At 73.1% G+C, this 19,063-nt stretch carries 17 protein-coding genes (1 of these 17 cut by a window edge); 14 read left to right on the top strand and 3 right to left on the bottom strand.

Annotation, left to right across the window (positions count from 1 at the left end):
- Window positions 1–34: 34 nt before the first annotated feature.
- The 7 genes from ACIQ7Q_RS30275 to ACIQ7Q_RS30245 all read left to right on the top strand — a co-directional run bounded on the left by ACIQ7Q_RS30275 (window position 35) and on the right by ACIQ7Q_RS30245 (window position 7,672).
- Entirely contained in the window at window positions 35–841 is an 807-nt protein-coding gene (locus tag ACIQ7Q_RS30275; protein WP_403869017.1) for a thioesterase II family protein, read from the top strand.
- Complete coding sequence (locus tag ACIQ7Q_RS30270; RefSeq protein ID WP_403869014.1) at window positions 838–2,106, top strand: beta-ketoacyl-[acyl-carrier-protein] synthase family protein; 1,269 nt, start codon at window positions 838–840, stop codon at window positions 2,104–2,106. Before ACIQ7Q_RS30275 ends, ACIQ7Q_RS30270 begins: the two co-directional genes overlap by 4 nt.
- Window positions 2,103–3,389: a ketosynthase chain-length factor gene (locus ACIQ7Q_RS30265; RefSeq protein WP_403869011.1), complete on the top strand. Its 1,287-nt coding sequence runs from the start codon at window positions 2,103–2,105 to the stop codon at window positions 3,387–3,389. Before ACIQ7Q_RS30270 ends, ACIQ7Q_RS30265 begins: the two co-directional genes overlap by 4 nt.
- Window positions 3,390–3,414: 25 nt before the next feature.
- Window positions 3,415–3,678, top strand: a complete 264-nt coding sequence (locus ACIQ7Q_RS30260; protein WP_356635859.1) for an acyl carrier protein — start codon at window positions 3,415–3,417, stop codon at window positions 3,676–3,678.
- Window positions 3,675–4,958: an FAD-dependent monooxygenase gene (locus ACIQ7Q_RS30255; RefSeq protein ID WP_403869008.1), complete on the top strand. Its 1,284-nt coding sequence runs from the start codon at window positions 3,675–3,677 to the stop codon at window positions 4,956–4,958. The genes ACIQ7Q_RS30260 and ACIQ7Q_RS30255 overlap by 4 nt, the downstream gene beginning before the upstream one ends.
- Window positions 4,955–6,589 (top strand): FAD-binding oxidoreductase, encoded by a 1,635-nt coding sequence (locus tag ACIQ7Q_RS30250; RefSeq protein ID WP_403869005.1) that lies wholly within the window; start codon window positions 4,955–4,957, stop codon window positions 6,587–6,589. Before ACIQ7Q_RS30255 ends, ACIQ7Q_RS30250 begins: the two co-directional genes overlap by 4 nt.
- Window positions 6,590–6,727: 138 nt before the next feature.
- A complete protein-coding gene (locus ACIQ7Q_RS30245) occupies window positions 6,728–7,672 on the top strand; it encodes an MBL fold metallo-hydrolase (RefSeq protein WP_403869002.1) in 945 nt (314 codons plus the stop codon).
- Window positions 7,673–7,752: 80 nt separating this feature from the next.
- Here ACIQ7Q_RS30245 and ACIQ7Q_RS30240 read toward each other — a convergent pair whose 3' ends face one another.
- Window positions 7,753–8,202, bottom strand: coding sequence for a nuclear transport factor 2 family protein (locus tag ACIQ7Q_RS30240; protein ID WP_403868999.1), 450 nt, complete (start codon window positions 8,200–8,202; stop codon window positions 7,753–7,755).
- 295 nt (window positions 8,203–8,497) lie between these two features.
- Between ACIQ7Q_RS30240 and ACIQ7Q_RS30235 the strand changes: the two genes are divergently transcribed.
- Entirely contained in the window at window positions 8,498–9,493 is a 996-nt protein-coding gene (locus ACIQ7Q_RS30235) for an acyltransferase domain-containing protein (protein ID WP_403868996.1), read from the top strand.
- 100 nt (window positions 9,494–9,593) lie between these two features.
- Here ACIQ7Q_RS30235 and ACIQ7Q_RS30230 read toward each other — a convergent pair whose 3' ends face one another.
- Both ACIQ7Q_RS30230 and ACIQ7Q_RS30225 read right to left on the bottom strand, forming a co-directional pair.
- Complete coding sequence (locus tag ACIQ7Q_RS30230) at window positions 9,594–10,385, bottom strand: SDR family NAD(P)-dependent oxidoreductase (protein ID WP_403868994.1); 792 nt, start codon at window positions 10,383–10,385, stop codon at window positions 9,594–9,596.
- Between the two features lie 408 nt (window positions 10,386–10,793).
- On the bottom strand, window positions 10,794–11,087 hold the full coding sequence (locus tag ACIQ7Q_RS30225) for an antibiotic biosynthesis monooxygenase family protein (RefSeq protein ID WP_403868992.1): 294 nt from the start codon (window positions 11,085–11,087) through the stop codon (window positions 10,794–10,796).
- Window positions 11,088–11,327: 240 nt separating this feature from the next.
- On the opposite strand from ACIQ7Q_RS30225, the gene ACIQ7Q_RS30220 reads away from it, so the two are divergent.
- The 6 genes from ACIQ7Q_RS30220 to ACIQ7Q_RS30195 all read left to right on the top strand — a co-directional run.
- Window positions 11,328–12,311, top strand: a complete 984-nt coding sequence (locus ACIQ7Q_RS30220; RefSeq protein ID WP_403868989.1) for an ATP-binding cassette domain-containing protein — start codon at window positions 11,328–11,330, stop codon at window positions 12,309–12,311.
- A complete protein-coding gene (locus ACIQ7Q_RS30215) occupies window positions 12,308–13,162 on the top strand; it encodes an ABC transporter permease (RefSeq protein ID WP_403868986.1) in 855 nt (284 codons plus the stop codon). The genes ACIQ7Q_RS30220 and ACIQ7Q_RS30215 overlap by 4 nt, the downstream gene beginning before the upstream one ends.
- An 85-nt stretch (window positions 13,163–13,247) precedes the next feature.
- A complete protein-coding gene (locus tag ACIQ7Q_RS30210) occupies window positions 13,248–16,079 on the top strand; it encodes a DEAD/DEAH box helicase (protein ID WP_403868983.1) in 2,832 nt (943 codons plus the stop codon).
- Complete coding sequence (locus tag ACIQ7Q_RS30205; RefSeq protein ID WP_403868980.1) at window positions 16,079–17,341, top strand: hypothetical protein; 1,263 nt, start codon at window positions 16,079–16,081, stop codon at window positions 17,339–17,341. The genes ACIQ7Q_RS30210 and ACIQ7Q_RS30205 overlap by 1 nt, the downstream gene beginning before the upstream one ends.
- Before the next feature lie 760 nt (window positions 17,342–18,101).
- Window positions 18,102–18,848, top strand: a complete 747-nt coding sequence (locus tag ACIQ7Q_RS30200; protein ID WP_403868977.1) for a DUF5819 family protein — start codon at window positions 18,102–18,104, stop codon at window positions 18,846–18,848.
- Window positions 18,845–19,063, top strand: partial view of an HTTM domain-containing protein gene (locus ACIQ7Q_RS30195; RefSeq protein ID WP_403868974.1) — the beginning only. The gene runs 1,011 nt beyond the window's last position; only the first 219 of its 1,230 coding nucleotides appear in the window; it begins with the start codon at window positions 18,845–18,847; the stop codon falls past the right edge of the window. Before ACIQ7Q_RS30200 ends, ACIQ7Q_RS30195 begins: the two co-directional genes overlap by 4 nt.

Raw genomic sequence — 19,063 nt, 5'->3', positions numbered from 1 at the left:
CAGTGGTCGAGGCTCGGTGCCCATGAACGGTTCCGTGCAGAAAACAGTCGAAGGAGGTGGCCCCGCCCCGGCGGGCCGCCCACCGCTGCGGCTGTACTGCTTCGCGCACGCCGGCGCCGGGGTCACCGGCTTCGCCCGCTGGCCCGCCCGCTCGGGCCCGGACCTCGACATCATCCCCGTGCTGCTGCCCGGCCGGGAGGCCAGGCGCCGCGAAACGCGCCTGACCACACGGGCCGGCCTGCTCGCCGACCTGCTCGACGACATGACGCGCGCCGCGCACCACGGCCCCTACGTCCTGTACGGGCACAGCCTGGGCGGCATGGTCGCCTACACCCTGGCCCGCGCCCTGATCGACAAGGGCCTGCCACCACCGGCGCTGGTGGCCGTCGGCGCCTGCCCGCCGCCGGACGCCGTACCCGCCAACCGCGGGAGCGAGTTGAGCGACGAGCAGCTCCTCGCCTTCCTCGGCGATCTGGGCTCGGCACCCACCGGCCTGCTCGCCGACGCGGGCAGCGTGTGGCACCGCACCGTGCTGCCCGTCCTGCGCGACGACCTCGCCCTGGGCGCCGACCTGCGGGCGGCCGCCCTCGATCCGGCCACCGGAGGGCCCCTGCCGCTGCCCGTCCTGGCCGTCGACGGAGCCGACGACCCGGTCGTCGGCGCCGAGACGATGGACGGCTGGCGGCGCTGGACCAGCGGCCGGCTGGTGCGCCGCACCGTCCCCGGCGACCACTTCTTCGTACGCGGCCGGGAGATCCCCCGGCTCATCGGGCGAGCCTGCCGCATCGTGCAGCGCACCGAGCCCCTATCTGGAGGACCAACTGTGAGGGACAACCGATGAGACGGGTCGTCATCACCGGCATAGGCGTCGTCGCCCCCGGCGGCGTGGGCACCCGACGCTTCTGGGACACGCTCACCGCGGGCCGCACCGCCACCCGCAGCATCACCCTGTTCGACGCGTCCGGCTACCGCTCCCGCATCGCCGCCGAGGCCGACTTCGACCCCGCCGCCCACGGCTTCACCCCCGCCGAGGCCGCCCGCCTGGACCGGGCCGCCCAGTTCGCCCTCGTCAGCGCCCGCGAGGCCCTTGACGACAGCGGACTTGCGCCCGGCGGCAGCGACCCGCTGCGCACCGGCGTCACCCTCGGCAGCGCGGTCGGCTGCACCACCGGCCTCGACGACGAGTACGCCGTCGTCAGCGAACGGGGCAGCACCTGGGAGGTCGACCACACCCGCGCCGTCGCCCACCTCTTCGACTACTTCGTGCCCAGCTCCATGGCCGCCGAAGTGGCCCGCGCCAGCGGCGCCCAGGGCCCCGTGTCCCTCGTGTCCACCGGCTGCACCTCGGGCCTGGACTCCATCGGCCACGCCGTCGACCTCATCCGCGAGGGCAGCGCCGACGTCATGGTCACCGGCGCCACCGAAGCACCCATCTCGCCGATCACCGTCGCCTGCTTCGACGCCATCAAGGCCACCAGCCCCCGCAACGACGAGCCGGCCACCGCCTCGAGGCCCTTCGACCGCACCCGCAACGGATTTGTCCTCGGCGAGGGCTCCGCCGTCCTGGTCCTGGAGGAGTTCGAGCACGCCAGACGCCGCGGCGCCCACATCTACGCCGAGATCGCCGGGTTCGCCGGCCGCAGCAACGCCTACCACATGACCGGCCTGAAAACCGACGGCACCGAGATGGCCGAGGCGATCACCGCCGCCCTGGACGAGGCCCGGCTCGATCCCACCGCCGTCGACTACATCAACGCCCACGGCTCGGGCACCAAGCAGAACGACCGGCACGAGACCGCCGCCTTCAAACGCAGCCTCGGCGCGCACGCCCACACCGTCCCGGTCAGCTCCATCAAGTCGATGATCGGGCACTCCCTCGGCGCGATCGGCTCCCTCGAGGTCGCCGCCAGCGCCCTGGCCATCGAACACAACACCGTGCCGCCGACGGCGAACCTGCACGAGCCCGACCCGGCCTGCGACCTCGACTACACCCCCCTGACCGCCCGCGAACAGCGCACCGACACCGTCCTGAGCGTCGGCAGCGGCTTCGGCGGCTTCCAGAGCGCCATCGTCCTGACCCGGCCGCGCCTGAAGGAGGCAGCATGACCACGGCCCTGGCGGACCACCGTGCCACCCAGCCCGCCGTGCGGCCCGCGCAGCGGCCCGCCGCCCCGCGCACCGCAGCCACCGTCGTCACCGGCATCGGCGTCGCCGCACCCAACGGCCTGGGCACCGAGACCTGGTGGCAGGCCGTCCTCGCCGGCGAGAGCGGCATCCGCCCCCTCACCCGCTTCGACGCCACCCGCTACCCGGTCCGCATCGCCGGCGAGGTCCCCGGCTTCGTCGACGAGGACCACCTGCCCAGCCGGCTGCTGCCGCAGACCGACCGGGTCACCCGGCTGTCCCTGGCCGCCGCCAAGGAAGCACTCGACGACTGGGGCCAGGACCCCGCCACCCTGCCCGACTACAGCGCCGGCGTCGTCACCGCCAGCTCCGCCGGCGGCTTCGAGTTCGGCCAGCGCGAACTGCAGGCCCTGTGGAGCAAGGGCGGCCAGCACGTCAGCGCCTACCAGTCCTTCGCCTGGTTCTACGCCGTCAACACCGGCCAGATCTCCATCCGGCACGGCCTGCGCGGCGCCAGCGGCGTCGTCGTCGCCGAACAGGCCGGCGGTCTCGACGCCCTCGCCCAGGCCCGCCGCCACATCCGCAAGGGCAGCCGGCTCATGATCACCGGCGGTGTCGACTCCGCCCTGTGCCCCTGGGGCTGGGCCGCCCACCTGGCCGGCGGCGCGCTGAGCCCCACCACCGACCCCGCCCGCGCCTACCTGCCCTTCGACACCGCGGCGAACGGCCACGTGGTCGGCGAGGGCGGCGCCCTGTTCGTCCTCGAAAGCGCCCACGCCGCCCAGGCACGCGACGCCCGCGTCTACGGCGCCCTCGCCGGATACGCGGCCACCTTCGACGGCCCCGGCACCCCCCGGCTGGCCGACGCCGCCCGCCTGGCCCTCGCCGACGCCGGCAAACGCCCCGACGAGATCGACGTCGTCTTCGCCGACGCCGCCGGCGAACGCGGCGCCGACCGGGCCGAAGCCGACGCGCTGGCCGCCCTGTTCGGCCCCGCCGGCGTGCCCGTCACCGCCCCCAAGACGATGACCGGCCGTCTCCTGGCCGGCGGTGCCTGCCTGGATGTGGCAGCCGCCCTGCTCAGCCTGCGCGACCAGGTCATCCCCCCGACCGTCGGCACCCGGCGCCCCGCCGACGACTGCCCCGTCGACCTGGTCACCACCCCCCGCCATGGCATGCGACTGCGCAACGCGCTCGTCCTGGCCCGCGGCCGGGGCGGATTCAACTCCGCGGCCGTACTCAGCCAGGGCCCCGGACCGAGATGACACGCAACGAAGAGGAGACACCGGCATGGACCGCCTGGAACTGACCGACCTGAAGGCTTTGCTGCGCGAGTGCGCCGGCGTCGAGGAAGGCGTCGACCTCGACGGCGACGTCCTCGACGTCCCCTTCCTCGCCCTCGGCTACGACTCGCTGGCCCTGCTGCAGACCACCGGCCGCATCGAACGCGACTACGACATCGCCCTCGATGAAGAAGGCCTCGACGAGGCGGAAACCCCCCGCGACTACCTCGCCCTGGTCAACCGCGCCCTGTCCGCCCGGGCAGCGGTGTGACCTCCGCCGGGCCGGCGCCGCACACGGCCGCGCACACCGACGTCCTGGTCGTCGGCGCCGGCCCGGCCGGACTCGCCCTGAGCCTGCTGCTGCTGCGCTCCGGGATCCAGGTCACCCTCGCCGAGAAGTCGACCTCCTTCGCCCGAGACTTCCACGGCGAGATCCTCCAGCCCGGCGGCCAGCGCATCCTCGACCACCTCGGCGTGCTGGCCGCCGCACGCGAGCGCGGCGCCCGCACCCTCGACGGCTTCCAGGTCCTCGAAGGCGGCCGCGTCCTGCTCGACATCGACTACCGGCGCCTTGCGCCCCCCTACGCGCAGCTGCTGGCCCTGCCCCAGCGCCACCTGCTCGAAGAACTCCTCGCCGCCTGCCACCGGCTGCCCGGCTTCACCTACCTGCCCGGCCACCGCATCCACGCCCTTCTCCACGAACGCGGCCGCTGCGCCGGCGCCACCCTGACCGGCCCCGCCGCGCGCACCACCGTCGCCGCTCACGTCGTCGTCGCCGCCGACGGACGGTTCTCCAAGACCCGCACCCTGGCCGGCATCGACGCCGCACGCACCGAGGCGTTCGACCAGGACATCGTCTGGTTCACCCTGCCGGCACCCGGCCGCGCCACCCATCGCGTGCGCATCCACCGCGCCGCCGGCACCGCCGTACTCGTCCACGACACCCACCCCGACCGGCTCCGCATCGGCTGGGCCCTGCCGCACCGCGGCTGGCAGGCGGCCGCCGCCCGCGGCATCGCCCCCCTCAAGGACGAACTGGCCGCCGCCGTCCCCGAACTGGCCGACCTCCTCCAGACGCACCTGAGAAGCCTGTCGGACCTGACCCTGCTGGACGTGTTCGCCGCCCACGCCCAGCACTGGGTCCACGACGGCCTCGTCCTGATCGGCGACGCCGCCCACACCCACGGCCCGCTCGGCGCCCAGGGCATCAACCTCGCCCTGCAGGACGCCGCCGCCCTGCACCCCGTCCTCGTCGACGCCCTGCACACCGGCGGCTGCACCCGCGAACGCCTCGCCCCCTTCCAGCACGCGCGCGAAAGAGCCGCCACCCAGGTCACCCGGGTGCAGCGCATGCAGGCCAAGGCGTTCCTCGGCTCCGCCGGACCCCTCCCCACCTACCTGCGCGCCCGCGCCGCCGCCCTGGTCACCCGCACCCGCCTCGGCGCACACCTCACCTCCCGCATCGCCTTCGGCCCCACCCCCGCCGAGGTGCGGACCGACCTGCTCACCGCCGCCCCCGCACCCCTCCAGAAAGGCGCACCGACACCATGACTGCCCCCAGCCGCCGGCGTTTCGTCGCCCAGGCCCTCACCGCGGGCGCCGCCGCCTCCCTGACCACCACCGGCCTCGCCCCCGCCGCCCGCGCCACCACCCCCACCACCACCGCCGCGCAGGCGCACGCCGCCCTGGTCACCCCCGACGACCCGCGCTACCCGGCCCTGTCGGTACGCGGCAGCAACAAACGCTTCACCGCCCGCCCGGACGCCTTCTGCCTCCCCGCCACCACCGCCGACGTCGTGCGCGCCGTCACCGACGCCGTACGCCGCCGCCGGCGCATCGCCGTCCGCAGCGGCGGCCACTGCTACGAGAACGTCGTCGGCGATGCGGCCGTCCAGCTCGTCATCGACCTCGCCGCCATGAACGCCGTCACCTACGACCCGAAGCGACGCGCCTTCATGGTCGAAGCCGGCGCCCAGCTCATCGACGTCTACAAAAGCCTCTACTACGGCTGGGGCGTCACCCTGCCCGGCGGCGCCAGCGCCACCGTCGGCTTCGGCGGCCACATCACCGGCGGCGGCTACGGCGCCCTCAGCCGCGCCCACGGCCTCGCCTCCGACCACCTGTACGCGATCGAGGTCGTCGTCGTCGACGCCGCAGGACGCGCCCGCGCCGTCGTCGCCACCCGCGAAGGCGACGACCCCCGCCGCGACCTGTGGTGGGCCCACACCGGAGGCGGCGGCGGCAACTTCGGCATCGTCACCCGCTACTGGTTCCGCTCCCCGCACGCCGACGGCGACGACCCCGCCCACCTGCTGCCGCGCCCGCCCGCCGACATCATCTCAGGCGCGGTCATCTACCCCCGCGACGGCATGGACCAGGCCTCCTTCGGCCGCCTCATACGCAACCACGGCCAGTGGCACGAACAGCACAGCCACCCCACCTCGCGGTACACCGGCCTGTACAGCGGACTGGTGCTGCCCGGCCGGCTGAAGGACAACGACCCCGGGCAGAGCGCCATCGTCTTCACCCACCTCGACGGCACCCCGGGCGACGCCCGCGACCTGCTGGACCGCTACGTCGCCGCACTCACCGAAGGCGTCGCCGCCACCCCCTACATCACCGACACCGCGAGCGAACCATGGCTGACCGCCACCGTCGCGCTCGCCGAGTCGCAGGACACCGACAAGGGCCGGCACAAGATCAAGTCCGCGTATCTGCGGCGCGCTTTCACCCCCGCCCAGACCGACGCCCTCCACACCCACCTGAACTCCACCGACCACCGCAACGACAGCGCGTCGGTGTCCATCCAGTCCTACGGCGGCCGCATCAACACCCTGGCGCCGGACGCCACCGCCGGCGCTCACCGCGACAGCGTCCTCAACGTGATCTTCATGAACACCTGGCAGGACCCCGAGGCCGACGCCCCCAACATCGACTGGCTGCGCCGCACCTACCGCGACGTGTTCGCCGCCACCGGGGGAGTGCCCGTCCCGGGCCGCGGCAGCGACGGCTGCTACATCAACTACCCGGACATCGACATGGCCGACCCGAGCTGGAACACCTCCGGCGTGCCCTGGCACCACCTCTACTACAAGGACAACTACCCCCGCCTGCAGCGCATCAAGGCCAAGTGGGACCCGCGCGGCGTCTTCCGCCACACCCTGTCCGTCCGCCCCGCCTGAACACCCGATCAGGCGACGGACGGCACCGCCCCGCCGGCACCAGAGCGATGCCGGCGGGCATCGGAGGGAGAGTCCAGGGCGCCACGAGCGGGGCTCACCAGACTCGGCCCGTCCGCGACACCTGCGTGAGGAGAGGCCGTGCCGTCCAGCACCACCGTCCCCAACCAAGCCCCCGCGCCCGCCGGCCGGGCGACGAAGGTGGCACCAGGCGTCCACGCCTACCTCCAGCCACCCGGCGGCTGGTGCCTGAACAACGCCGGCATCATCGTCTCCGGCGGCGAGAGCGCCCTCGTCGACACCGCCGCCACCGAGTCACGCGCCCGGCATCTGCGCACCACCGCACTCGGCCTGAACGCGGCCGCCCCGCGCACGATCGTCACCACCCACTTCCACGGCGACCACGCCTTCGGCAACCACCTGTTCCCCGAAGCGCTCGTCATCGGCCACGAACGCACCCGCAGCGAGATGATCGCCGCCGGGCTGCACCTGACCGGCCTGTGGCCCGACGTCGACTGGGGCACCATCCACCTCGCCCCGCCCCAGCTGACCTTCACCGACCGGCTGACCCTGCACGTCGGAGCACTGCGCGCCGAACTGGAGCACATCGGCCCCGCGCACACCTCCAACGACACCGTGGTGTGGCTGCCCGAACACAAGGTGCTGTTCACCGGCGACCTGGTGATGAACGGCGTGACGCCGTTCTGCCTGATGGGCTCGATCACCGGCTCGCTGAAGGCGCTGGAGCGGCTGCGGGCCTTCGGCGCCACCACGATCGTCCCCGGCCACGGCCCCCTCGGCGGGCCCGAGATCCTCGACCGCGTCGAGGACTATCTGCGCCTGGTCCAGCAGCTCGCCGCCGAGGGCCACCGGGCCGGCCTGACCCCGCTCGAGACCGCCCGCGACGCCGACCTCGGCCCCTACGCACAACTGTTGGACAACGAACGGCTGGTGCCCAATCTGCACCGCGCCTTCGCCGAACTCGACGGCGCCGGCGAGGCGGACCCGCTGCCGATGCCCGTCATGCAGACGGCGCTCGGCGAGATGATCGACCACCACGGCGCGCTGCCCTGCTGCCTGGCCTGACCTCCCGGCCCCGCCCGCGCACGCACGAGAGGCGGCCCGCCGGAGCGGGCCGCCTCTCGTGCGTGCGCGGGGCGGGGGTGTCAGACGATGTGATCCGGGCTGACCTTGCGGAACTTCGTCCGCAGTTGGCCGTCCTCGTAGGCGAGGACGTCGGTGACGAAGCAGCTCGGACCGACCATCGGCTCCCGCACACCCGGGCGGGTCTGCACCACCAGCGCGTAGTACTCGGTGCGCAGCGTGCCGTCGTCCTGCGGGAAGACCTGCAGCATGTTGAACCAGTGGCGGCGCTGCACCGGGTCAGCGGCATGCGTGGTCCTCTGGTACTCGCCGATCGCCGCGGCGATCGCCTCCCGGCCCACCAGCGGGTCGCCGCCCGGACGGTGGTCGAAGACACCGTCCGCGGTGAACGAGCCGGCGAACTCCTCGGCCCGCATGCCGTCCAGGTGACGCACCTGGCCGGCGTAGAACTGCTGCACTTGTGCGTATGTCTCGCTCTGCGACACGGCGGCCGCCATGGCTGTGCTGGTCACATTTCTCCCTGGGTCACGACATCACGACATCGAAGAAGGCGTCTGCGGCCACGGACCGCACCGCACGCGCCAGCTGCGCCGGGCCGGCCCGCCGGGCCGTCCTGCGCGCGCACTGTCGCGGCCCGCCGAGTTTCGCTGCGCGAAGTGGATCCGCCCTCGAGCCGCACTGGGCCCGGCCCCGCCGCCCCGGTGCCCGTGGACCGGCTCTCGAGCCAACCTCCATATGCGCACGGCACATTGGCCCCCGACCCACCCCACCCGCACGGGCATCGGGGCGGACGAAGGAGGCCCGCGCATGGACCACACGTTCCGGGACGTCGTGCTGCTGCTGCCCGGCCAGGGCGCGCAGTACCCGCGCATGGCCGCCGGGCTCTACGACAGCGACCCCGTCTTCACCGACGCCGTCGACCGGTGCCTCGCCCTCTTCGGAGGCGGCGAAGAACTGCGCGCCGACTGGCTCGGCGACCACCCCACCATCGGCATCGACGACGTCCGCCGTGCCCAGCCGCTGCTGTTCACCCTCGACTACGCGCTCGGCCGCATGATCCTGTCCTGGGGCGTGCGCCCCGCCGCTCTCCTCGGCCACAGCGTCGGCGAACTCGCCGCCGCGACCCTGGCCGGCGTGTTCAGCCTCCAGGACGCGGTGGCCGTCATGCGCGACCGGGTCGCCCGCATCGCCCCCACCGACCCCGGCGGGCTGCTGACCGTCGCCGGCACCCCCGACGACGTACGCCCCTTCCTCGCCCGGCACCCGCAGATCGCCATCGGCGCGCTCAACGCCCCCCGCCAGACCGTTCTCGCCGGCCTCACCGGCCCGCTTCACGCCATTGCGGCCGACCTGCGCCGCGCCGGGATCACCACCCTGCCGGTGGCCGCCCACCACCCCTTCCACAGCCCGGTCCTGGCGCCTTTGTTCCAGGACCTGACCCTGTACCGGCGGATCACCGCCCGCCCGCCGCGCATCCCGCTGTGGTCCGCCTTCACCCGCACCCGGCTGGAAGCGGACACCGTCGCCGACCCGGCCCTGTGGGCGAGCCACCCCGTCGCCCCCGTCCACTTCTGGCCGACCCTCGACAAGCTCCTGTCCACCGGCCGCCACCTGCTGGTGGAGACCGGACCCGGCAAGGGACTCACCACGCTCGCCTGCCGCCACCCGGCCGTGAGGCTGGGCCACCACACCACCACCGCGCTGCTGCCCGCCCGCTCCCGCACCCCGGACGGCGACCGGCAGCACACGGCCCGGGCCCGGGAACAGCTGCTCGCCGCCACCACAGCCCCGCAATGGGCCTGAACGGACCGCGGGGCCGGGCGAGCACCCCGCCCGCCCGGGGCGGCAGGCGCTCACCACAGCCTGCCTGGTTGCCGCACCACCGCGGACCCGGCCCGGACGATCAGTAGTTCCCCAGGCCGCCGCAGACGTTGAGCGCCTGCGCGGTCACGGCCGCCGCGTCGTCGCCGACCAGGTACTCGACCATCGCCGCGACCTCCCGCACCTGCACGTAACGGCCGTTGGGCACCCGGGTGGTGATGCGCTCGTACGCCTCCTCCTCGCTCACGCCCCACGCGCCCGCATAACCGGCGCGGACCCTTTCCGCCATCGGCGTCTCGACGAAGCCGGGGCACACCGCGTTGACGGTGATGCCGGTACGGGCCAGCTCCAGGCCGAGCGCCTTGCTGAAGCCCACGACACCGTGCTTCGACGCCGAGTACGGGGCGGCCAGCACCACGCCCTGCTTGCCGCCGGTCGAGGCGATGTTGATGATCCGGCCCTGCCCCGCCTCCTGCATGCCGCCCGCCGTCAGGACCTCCTTGGTGACCCGGAAGACACTGGTGAGGTTGGTGGCGATGACGTCGGTCCACAGCTCGTCGGTGATCTGGGCGGTCGGCCCGCCGCCACTGCGGCCGGCGTTGTTGACCAGGATCCGTATCGGGCCGTGCTGCTCCACGACCGTGCGCACCAGCTCGCCGATCTGCTCCTGCTCGCGCACGTCGCACACGGAACCGGAGACCGCCAAGCCCTCCTCCACGAGCTCCTTGACCGTGCTGCTCACCGTCTCCTGGGAGCGCCCGCACAGGTGCACCGGGATGCCGGCGGACGCCAGCCTGCGCACGATCTCCAGACCGATACCGCTGGTACCGCCCGTCACCAGGGCGATCCGCTGATCCTTGATGGTCTTGCTCATCGGTTACTCCTCGGGGTCGATGGCTGCCCGGCCCGGGCCGGGGGACAAAAGGCACAGGGGTGCCACACAGTTGCGCAGTGGGGGAGCACACCGGCCCCGCCCCGGTTCGGTCCCCTCGGATGGGCCGCCACGGGCGCGGGACCGGCCGTCCAGGCGACTGTGCCACCGACCGCAAGGCAGCGGCCCGGTCATGGACACGAGCTCGACGGGACCTCGGCCCCCGCCCGAGCCGGCCCCCAGCCGGATTCGAGCGGTCGCCCCACGACGACCCGTTCCCGGCGCCCGCCGCAGCCCCGGTCGGGGAACGCTCGACGTCCGGTCGAGGACCGCTCGACGAGCGCTCGGGCGGGCCGGGCAGCCAGACCCCGCGAACCGCCGGTCGAACAACGGCCGGTGGGCGAACGGAACTCAGCGCGCGACCCGCTCCAGCAGCGGCACGTACAGGTTCGGGTCGCTGCTGCTGAGCGTGCGCAGCCTGGTGCGGTGCGCAGCGAACTCGGGGCGGGCCAGAGCGGCACGGAAGGACTCCTCGTCCTTCCAGTCGGCGATGTTCACGTACAGGTGCGGCTCGTCGACGTGCTGCAGGAGCCGGTGGTTCAAGAACCCGGGCTGGCCGGCGAAGAACGCCGACGTCTCGTCGAAGGCCGCCTCGAACTCCTCGGCGGAGCCGGTGACGTTGAACCGGTTGATGAAAGTGATCACAGTGGCTTCTCTTCTCCGCAGTCCGGGTCCGTGTGCGTGCTCGTGTGCACGCCAGGCTCCCGCCCGCCGCTAGAGCAGCCGTCGAACCAACCCGCCCGCCCGGCGCCCGCGAGCGGCCCCTGCACACTCCTCGACCGGATGCCGAGCGGACGTCGAGCGGTGTCCGACCGGCGCTCCGCCCGCGCTCCGGCGCGCTTTGGGACCCTCGGCCGGATACCCGCTACCCGTAAGGAAGCCGACGTGGATCCGACCAGCCCGGCAGTCCTCGCCGAAGGACTGCGCAAACGCTACGGCGACCGTTATGCCCTCGACGGATTCGACCTGCGCGTGCCCGCCGGCACCGTCCACGGCCTGCTGGGCCCCAACGGTGCGGGCAAGACCACCTCGGTTGGCATCCTGTCGACCCTGCTGAAGGCCGACGGCGGACGCGCCGAGGTGGCCGGCTACGACGTCGTCCGGCAGGCCGCGGAAGTGCGGGCGAGCATCGGCCTCGTCGGCCAGTACGCCGCCGTGGACGAGGTCCTCAGCGGACGGCAGAACCTCGTCATGTTCGGCCGCCTGCACCACCTGTCCCCGGCCGCCGCCCGCCGCCGCGCCGACGAACTGCTCGAGCACTTCCGGCTCGCCGACACCGGCAAGAAGCCGCTGAAGGAGTACTCGGGCGGCATGCGCCGCCGCCTGGACCTCGCGGCCGGCATGGTGCTCGCCCCGCCGGTGCTGTTCCTGGACGAGCCGACCACCGGCCTCGACCCGCGCAGCCGCGGCGAGGTGTGGGAAGCGGTCCGCGGCCTGGTCGAGGTCGGCACCACCGTGCTGCTGACCACCCAGTACCTGGAGGAGGCCGACCAGCTCGCCCACGCCGTCTCCGTCATCGACTCCGGCAAGGTCATCGCCGAGGGCACCCCCGACGAGCTCAAGAGCCGCATCGGCGGCGACCGCATCGACGTCGTCGTGCGCCGCGCCGACCAACTGCCCGCCGCCGCCGCCGCACTGGCGCGCGTGGGCGCCGGCGAGCCGGACACCGACCCCGACACCCGCCGCGTCAGCGCACCCGTCACGGACCGCGCCGCCGCGCTCGCGGAGATCGTCCGCGCCCTGGACGCGGCCGGCGTGGCCGCCGAGGACATCGCGCTGCGCCGCCCCACCCTCGACGAGGTGTTCCTGCACCTGACCGGCACCGGCACGGACGCCCCGGCGGCCGACCGAGAGGCGGTGGCGGCATGAGCATCACCGCACCCCGCCCGCTGGGCCAGGGCCTCGCCCCGGTCATCGCGCGCACCCCGCTCGCCCGGCTGCGCTGGGCGGCCGCCGACGGCTGGACCGTCACCCTGCGCGGCCTGACCCACTGGGTACGCGAACCGGGCACCCTCATCGGGTCGCTGGCCTTCCCCGTCATGATGGTGCTGATGTTCGGGTACTTCTTCGGCGGCGCCATGCAGGTACCCGGCGGCGGAAACTACCGCGAGTTCCTGGTGCCCGGCATGTTCGTCATGACGATGGTCTTCGGCATGGGCGAGACGGTCACCGCCGTCGCCGCCGACAAGAACCGGGGCGTCACCTCCCGCTTCCGCACCATGCCCATGGCCCCCTCCGCGGTGGTCGTCGGACGCGCCGTGACCGACATGCTCTCCTCCCTGCTGGCCCTGGCCGTCCTGTTCGCCACCGGCCTCGCCATCGGCTGGGACGCACACGGCACCCTCGGCGAAACCACCCTCGCCGTCGGCCTGTTGCTGCTGCTGCGCTTCGCCCTGGTGTGGGCGGGCATCTACCTCGGACTGCTGATGAAGGGCCCCGAGGGCATCACCATGGTGCAGACCCTGGAATTCCCGATCGGCTTCCTCACCAGCGCGTTCGTCGCACCGTCGACGATGCCGGGCTGGCTGGGCACGATCGCCGAGTGGAACCCGTTGTCCTCCACGGTGCTCGCGGTGCGGGAACTGTTCGGCAACCCGGGCTTCGGCGGAGACTCGTGGATCGCGCAGCACGCACTGCTGATGGCCGTGGTGTGGCCCGTCGTCCTGTGCGCGATCTTCTTCCCTTTGTCGGTGCGCCGCTTCCGCAACCTGACAAGCTGATCACCGACGAACCACGTACCAGGGTCGACCATCGATGATCGACGAACGACGCGACACAAGAGAACAGCAAGAGAGAGCGGGACGCATGGTGTGGTTGGCGCCTGAGCAGGCCGGACTGCTGGCGCAGTGCGCGGTGGTCTTCGAGGCAGGGGACCCGGCGCGCACGGGCCGCCTCGTCTTCTGGAACCCGGACGGCGCCCCGCTGCCCCATGAGGCGGCGGGGGAGGCCGGCGAGGCGGGCGAGACCCGTCTCGTCGTCCCGCACGACGGCGGCGTCGCCCTGCGCACCCTGCCCGCCGTGCGCCTGCCCCTCCCCGCGGCGCTGCCGGCCCTCATCGAGGCACGCCGCCGCTACGGCCACGACGGCGCCGGTGTGCATCCGGCCGCCGCGTTCTGGGGGGCAGCAGCCGCCCTCGGGCTGCACCTGGCGGCCCGGGAACGGCTGCTGCCCGGCGTCTCCGCCGGCGGCTACGACACCTGGCGCGCCGGGCCGCTCGACCCCGAGGACGTCCTGCGGCTGCGCGAACTGGCCCAGGCCGCCCCCGGCGAGGCCGTCGCCGCCCCCGGCAGCGACACGACCGCCCTGCTGCGCGCCTTCCTCGACGCCGTCGCCGACACCCTGCCGCGCACCGCCGCCGCCCAGGCCGCCACCGGGCGGGCCGCGTTCTCCGCCACCGCACCCCAGCACGTGCCGCAACTGCGCGCCTGGGCCGAGGAGATCTCCGCCGGACTCGACTCCGGCGTACGGGTGTCCCTGCACGTCGACCTCGCCGACACCGCCGACGGACCGCCCGCCCTGCACCTCGTCCCGCGCGCCCACAGCCTCGCCGACCCCACCCTCGCGCTGGACGCCGGCGAACTGTTCGCCAGCGCCGACCACGCGCTCGGCCCGCGCGCCCAGACCGACACCGTCCTCGCGCTGCGCCGGGCCGCCGGCGTGTGGGAGCCGCTGGAGCGGCTGCTGCCCGTACCGTCCGCCCTGGCGCTGACCGACCGGGAGACGACCGACCTGCTCGGCACCGGCGCGGCCCGCCTGCGCGCCCACGGCATCGACGTCCACTGGCCCGAAGGCGCCGCCCGGTCCCTGACCGCCCGTGCGGTCGTCGGCGCCGACCGTGTCCCGCCCACCGACCTGCGTTCCTTCCTCGGCGGCGACGGCACCGTCGACCTGCGCTGGCAGCTCGCCCTCGACGGCGAGCCGCTCACCGAGGACGAGACGGCCCACGTCGCCGACGCGGGCCGCCCCGTCGTCCACCTCCGCGGCCGCTGGACCCTCGTCGGCGCCGGCCTCGCGCGCAAGGCCCGCGAACGCGACCTCGGACCGCTGACCGCCATCGAAGCCCTCGCCGTCGCCCTCACCGGCCACACCCGCATCGGCACCGAACAGGTCCCGGTCGCCCCCAGCGAGTGGCTGCTGGCCCTGCGCGCCCGCCTCGCCGACCCCGACGGCGGCACCGAACCCCTGCGCCGGCCCGAAGCACTGGCCGCGACCCTGCGCGACTACCAACTGCGCGGCCTGCGCTGGCTCGAGCGCATGACCTCCCTCGGCCTCGGCGGCTGCCTCGCCGACGACATGGGCCTGGGCAAGACCATCCAGCTCATCGCCCTCCACCTGCTGCGCCAGGAACACGACGACACCCGCGGCCCGACCCTCGTCGTGTGCCCCGCCTCCCTGCTGGGCAACTGGCAGCGCGAGATCGGCAGATTCGCCCCCGGCACGCCCGTGCGCCGCTACCACGGCACCGGCCGCACCCTCGAGGGCGCCGACGACGGCTTCGTCCTGACCACCTACGGCACCATGCGCCTGGACGCCGAACACCTCGGCGCCCACCGGTGGAGCATGGTCGTCGCCGACGAGGCCCAGCACGTCAAGAACCCGCTCTCCGGCACCGCCAAGGCCCTGCGCCTGATCCCCGCCGACGCGAAGATCGCCCTGACCGGCACCCCCGTGGAGAACAGCCTCTCCGAACTGTGGGCCGTCCTGGACTGGACCACCCCCGGACTGCTCGGCACCCACGGCCACTTCCGCCGCCGCTGGATCGCCCCGATCGACGCCGAACGCGCCGACGCCGCCGGCGAGCAACCCACCGCCCGCCGCCTGGCCGGCCTGGTGAAACCGTTCCTGCTGCGGCGCCGCAAGTCCGACCCGGGCATCGCACCCGAACTGCCGCCCAAGACCGAGACCGACCGGCCCGTCGCCCTCACCGCCGAACAGTCCACCCTCTACCGCAAACACGTCGACGACGTCATGGGCCAGATCCGCGCCAGCCAGGGCATCGCCCGCAGCGGCCTGGTCCTCAAACTCCTCACCGGCCTGAAGCAGATCTGCAACCACCCGGCCCACTTCCTGAAGGAAGACGCCCAGGGGCCGGGCACCACGGTCCTGTCCGGCCGCTCAGGAAAGCTCGAACTCCTCGACGAACTCCTCGACACCATCACCGCCGAGGACGGCGCGGTACTGGTGTTCACCCAGTACGTCGCCATGGCCAAACTCCTCGAGCGGCACCTGCGCACCCGCGGCATCGGCGCCCAGCTCCTGCACGGGGGCACCCCCGTGCCCCGCCGCGAGGAACTCGTCCAACGCTTCCAGGACGGCGAAGTCCCCGTGTTCCTGCTGTCGCTGAAGGCCGCCGGCACCGGACTGAACCTCACCCGCGCCGACCACGTCGTGCACTACGACCGCTGGTGGAACCCGGCCGTGGAGGCCCAGGCCACTGACCGCGCCTACCGCATCGGCCAGACCAGAACCGTCCAGGTCCACAAGATGATCGCCGAAGGCACCATCGAGGACCGTATCGCCGCCCTCCTCGAGTCCAAGAAGGAACTCGCGGACGCCGTCCTCGGCTCCGGCGAACAGGCCCTGACGGAACTGACCAACGACGAGCTGGCCAACCTGGTCGAACTGAGGAGCATCTGATGCGCGAGCACGAGGCGAGCGGCGCCCGCGGCTTTCCCGCTTTCCCGGCCCGCAAGGGCGGCCGCGCCCGCGGCCAGTCGTTCTGGGCCGCCCAGTGGACCCAGGCCGTCGAGGACACCTGGCCGGAGGAGGAGCCCCTGAAGAAGGGCCGCGCCTTCTCCCGCACCGGACGCATCGGCCCCCTCACCGTCAGCGCCGGCCGCGTCGCCGCCGAGGTCTACGGCGGCGACGCCGCCCACACCACCACCCTCACCCTCAAGGCCTGGGACGACGACGAGTGGGACCTCTTGTGGGAGAGCACCGCCGACCGGCCCGCGGAGACCGAGGCGCTGCTCGCCGGCGAACTGCCCGAGGACCTCCTCGAAGCGGTCGAGGACGCCCGCCTGCGGCTGCTGCCCGGATACGGCGACCTGGACGCGGACTGCGACTGCGACGCGCTCGACCACCCCTGCCCGCACGCCACGGCGCTCAGCTACCAGCTGTCCTGGCTCCTCGACGAGGACCCCTGGCTGCTGCTCCTGATCCGCGGCCGGGACACCGCACAGGCGCTCGAGGAGCTGAAATCGGTCCTGCTACTGCGGGCGATGACCGCCACGGACGACGACGTCGAAGAGCCCGAGCCCGAGGCGCAGGACCAGCCGCCCCAGGAGACCTACGAGAGCAACCGCGAGGCCTACGCCCGCCCCGCCGTCGCGCTGCCCGCCCTGCCGCCGCTGCCCGAACCGCCGGCCTCCGACGGCGAACCGGTCACCGGCATCGAGGCCGACCCGCTGGAACGCCTGGTCTCCGACGCCGCCGTGCGCGCGCGTGAACTGCTCACCCACATCGCCGGTTTCGGCGAGGCACCCGCCCCGCCGCTCGACGAGTGGCACGACACGGTCCGCATCGCCGCCACCCACCCCGACCCGCGTGTTCCGGCCCGGCTGCGCGAGGCCTGCGGCCGCCCCGACGAACTGGACCGCGCCGCCGAGGCCTGGCGCACCGGCGGCCTCGCCGGCCTGGAGGTTCTCGAACACCCCTGGACCCCCTCCGAACAGGACACCGCCCGCGCCCGTACTGCCCTCGCCGCCGGCTGGGACGACGACCTGCCACCCCTGGCAGTGGACGGCAACCACTGGACCCTGACCGGCCGCGGCCTCCAGCTCCGCCAGGGCCGCGACAGCCGCTGGTACCCCTACCGCGACCGCTCCGGCACCTGGTGGCCCGCCGGCCCCCCGGACACCGACCCGGCCGTCGCCCTCACCGAACTCCTCGGAGCATGACGACGCAGGCCGAGGCGGGACCGGTGCCCGCCCGGTCCTGAGGAGCCGCCGCAGGCCCGGTGTCCGTGCCCCGGCACCGCGGACGCCGGACCTGCGACACGCACCGGCACGGGCCGTGCGGTCCGCGTCACCGGCTGCGAGATCCCGGAGCTCTCTGTCGGCGGCGTGGCGGGCAGAGAGCCCGCAGCCGAGTTGAACATCACTGAAAACAAAGTAAATTCGGTATCGGGACCGCCTGCGCGCAGAAGGAGCAGATCTCACCGAAGGGAAGATCCGGCCCCGCTCGCGCGGCGCTACGGCTTGACCGGCGACGGACTCGATGGAGAAGTCACCGGAGGCAGTTCCCCGCGGGCCGGTGGTCCGTGCACAAAGGACCGGCCCTTCTTCCCTGATCGTCCGAGAGGACGAGACGAGCCTTGTTCGTTGAATCGGGAAGAAGCAGCGCCGAGGGTATGCAGTCGCGTCGTCACAACGGCCGCGCGTCCGGCGCGTTCACGCGCAGGTTCCACGCCACCCTCATCGAGGGTGCGACCACGAATCATGCACGGCTTCCCCACCAGGGTCACTCGATATTTCTCGCGAGGACGATCATGAAGAAGCAGATACGGCAGAGCGTCGGTGTGACGACAGCCGCTTGCCTGGCGGGAGGCGGGTACGGCGTCCCAGGCTCCCGATCAACGAGTGCGTCCACGCGCGCGGCGCACCACGATATTCGTGGTACTGCCACCGATCCCGAGCCGGTTCCGGACGCGGGAACGCCATGCGACCGCCTGATGTGAAGGCCTCGGACGAGGCACCACCGGACCGGTACACGCCGACCGGACGAACTCCAAGAGGCGCGGATCAGGACAACGGACTGCCGGCGGACCATGCCGGCGGACCCAGCGGAACATCAGGTCTCTCACCGCTGTCGCTGATCGTCATCGCGCTCTCGGTGGTGGGTGTCCTCGTCGCGGTCGCCGTGCACTCGGTGGTGCTCTTCCTCAACTCCGCCCCGTCGAATGCGCTCTCCCGGCAGCACGTCGCCGGCATCGACAAGTACATCAACCCCGAATTCACACAGAACTGGCAGCTCTTCGCCCCCGACCCGATGTCGACGAACATCCATGTGCAGGCGCGCGTGCAGGTCATGCGGCCGGGCGGGGTCCCGTTCACCACCGGATGGGTCGACCTGACCACGCTGGACGAGAGGTGGATCAAACACCATCCTCTCCCCAGCCAAACGCAACAGAACCAACTCCGATCCGCCTGGGACGGTTTCGTCTCCTCGCTCGATGACAAAGGCCGCCCGACAGGCCTGTACGGAGAACTGATGCAGCAGTACCTGTTGCGGATCGCTGCCCACCGTTTCGGACCGCACGTCAGCGGTGGCGCCGTGCAAGCCATACAGCTGCGCTCGGCCAGCACGCCCATCGCGGCACCTGCGTGGAGCGATCGTTACGTCAACACCCAGACCGGCTATCTGGTCGAGCCGTGGTGGACCGTCAAGGCGGAGGACTTCCAGTGACTGCCTACTCTCCGGCGAAACCCGGCCGTGAACCCGCACAGCCCCCTCCTACCCGCCTGTGGCGCCGCATCGGCGCCACTGTCCGTCAGGGCCTCGCGCGTATCACCAGCGGCGCCGTCGCGCCCTACCAGGCGGCCGTCATCCGGATCGGGTTCTCGCTCACCTGGCTCGCCCTGCTGCTGCGCGAGTGGGTGCACCGCCACGAGCTCTACGGG

Origin of the sequence: Streptomyces sp. NPDC096176, assembly GCF_044763255.1 — a bacterium.
In the GTDB taxonomy this organism is placed as follows: domain Bacteria; phylum Actinomycetota; class Actinomycetes; order Streptomycetales; family Streptomycetaceae; genus Streptomyces.
The sequence above is the reverse complement of the archived record's forward strand: the minus strand, read 5'-3'. Positions and strand labels throughout refer to the sequence as shown.

Bases quoted from the DNA above. Each gene is read 5' to 3' on its own strand.
- ACIQ7Q_RS30270 (WP_403869014.1), top strand. From the start codon at position 838: ATGAGACGGGTCGTCATCACCGGCATAGGCGTCGTCGCCCCCGGCGGC.
- ACIQ7Q_RS30265 (WP_403869011.1), top strand. From the start codon at position 2,103: ATGACCACGGCCCTGGCGGACCACCGTGCCACCCAGCCCGCCGTGCGG.
- ACIQ7Q_RS30260 (WP_356635859.1), top strand. From the start codon at position 3,415: ATGGACCGCCTGGAACTGACCGACCTGAAGGCTTTGCTGCGCGAGTGC.
- ACIQ7Q_RS30250 (WP_403869005.1), top strand. From the start codon at position 4,955: ATGACTGCCCCCAGCCGCCGGCGTTTCGTCGCCCAGGCCCTCACCGCG.
- ACIQ7Q_RS30235 (WP_403868996.1), top strand. From the start codon at position 8,498: ATGGACCACACGTTCCGGGACGTCGTGCTGCTGCTGCCCGGCCAGGGC.
- ACIQ7Q_RS30230 (WP_403868994.1), bottom strand. From the start codon at position 10,385: ATGAGCAAGACCATCAAGGATCAGCGGATCGCCCTGGTGACGGGCGGT.
- ACIQ7Q_RS30215 (WP_403868986.1), top strand. From the start codon at position 12,308: ATGAGCATCACCGCACCCCGCCCGCTGGGCCAGGGCCTCGCCCCGGTC.
- ACIQ7Q_RS30210 (WP_403868983.1), top strand. From the start codon at position 13,248: ATGGTGTGGTTGGCGCCTGAGCAGGCCGGACTGCTGGCGCAGTGCGCG.
- ACIQ7Q_RS30205 (WP_403868980.1), top strand. From the start codon at position 16,079: ATGCGCGAGCACGAGGCGAGCGGCGCCCGCGGCTTTCCCGCTTTCCCG.
- ACIQ7Q_RS30200 (WP_403868977.1), top strand. From the start codon at position 18,102: ATGCGACCGCCTGATGTGAAGGCCTCGGACGAGGCACCACCGGACCGG.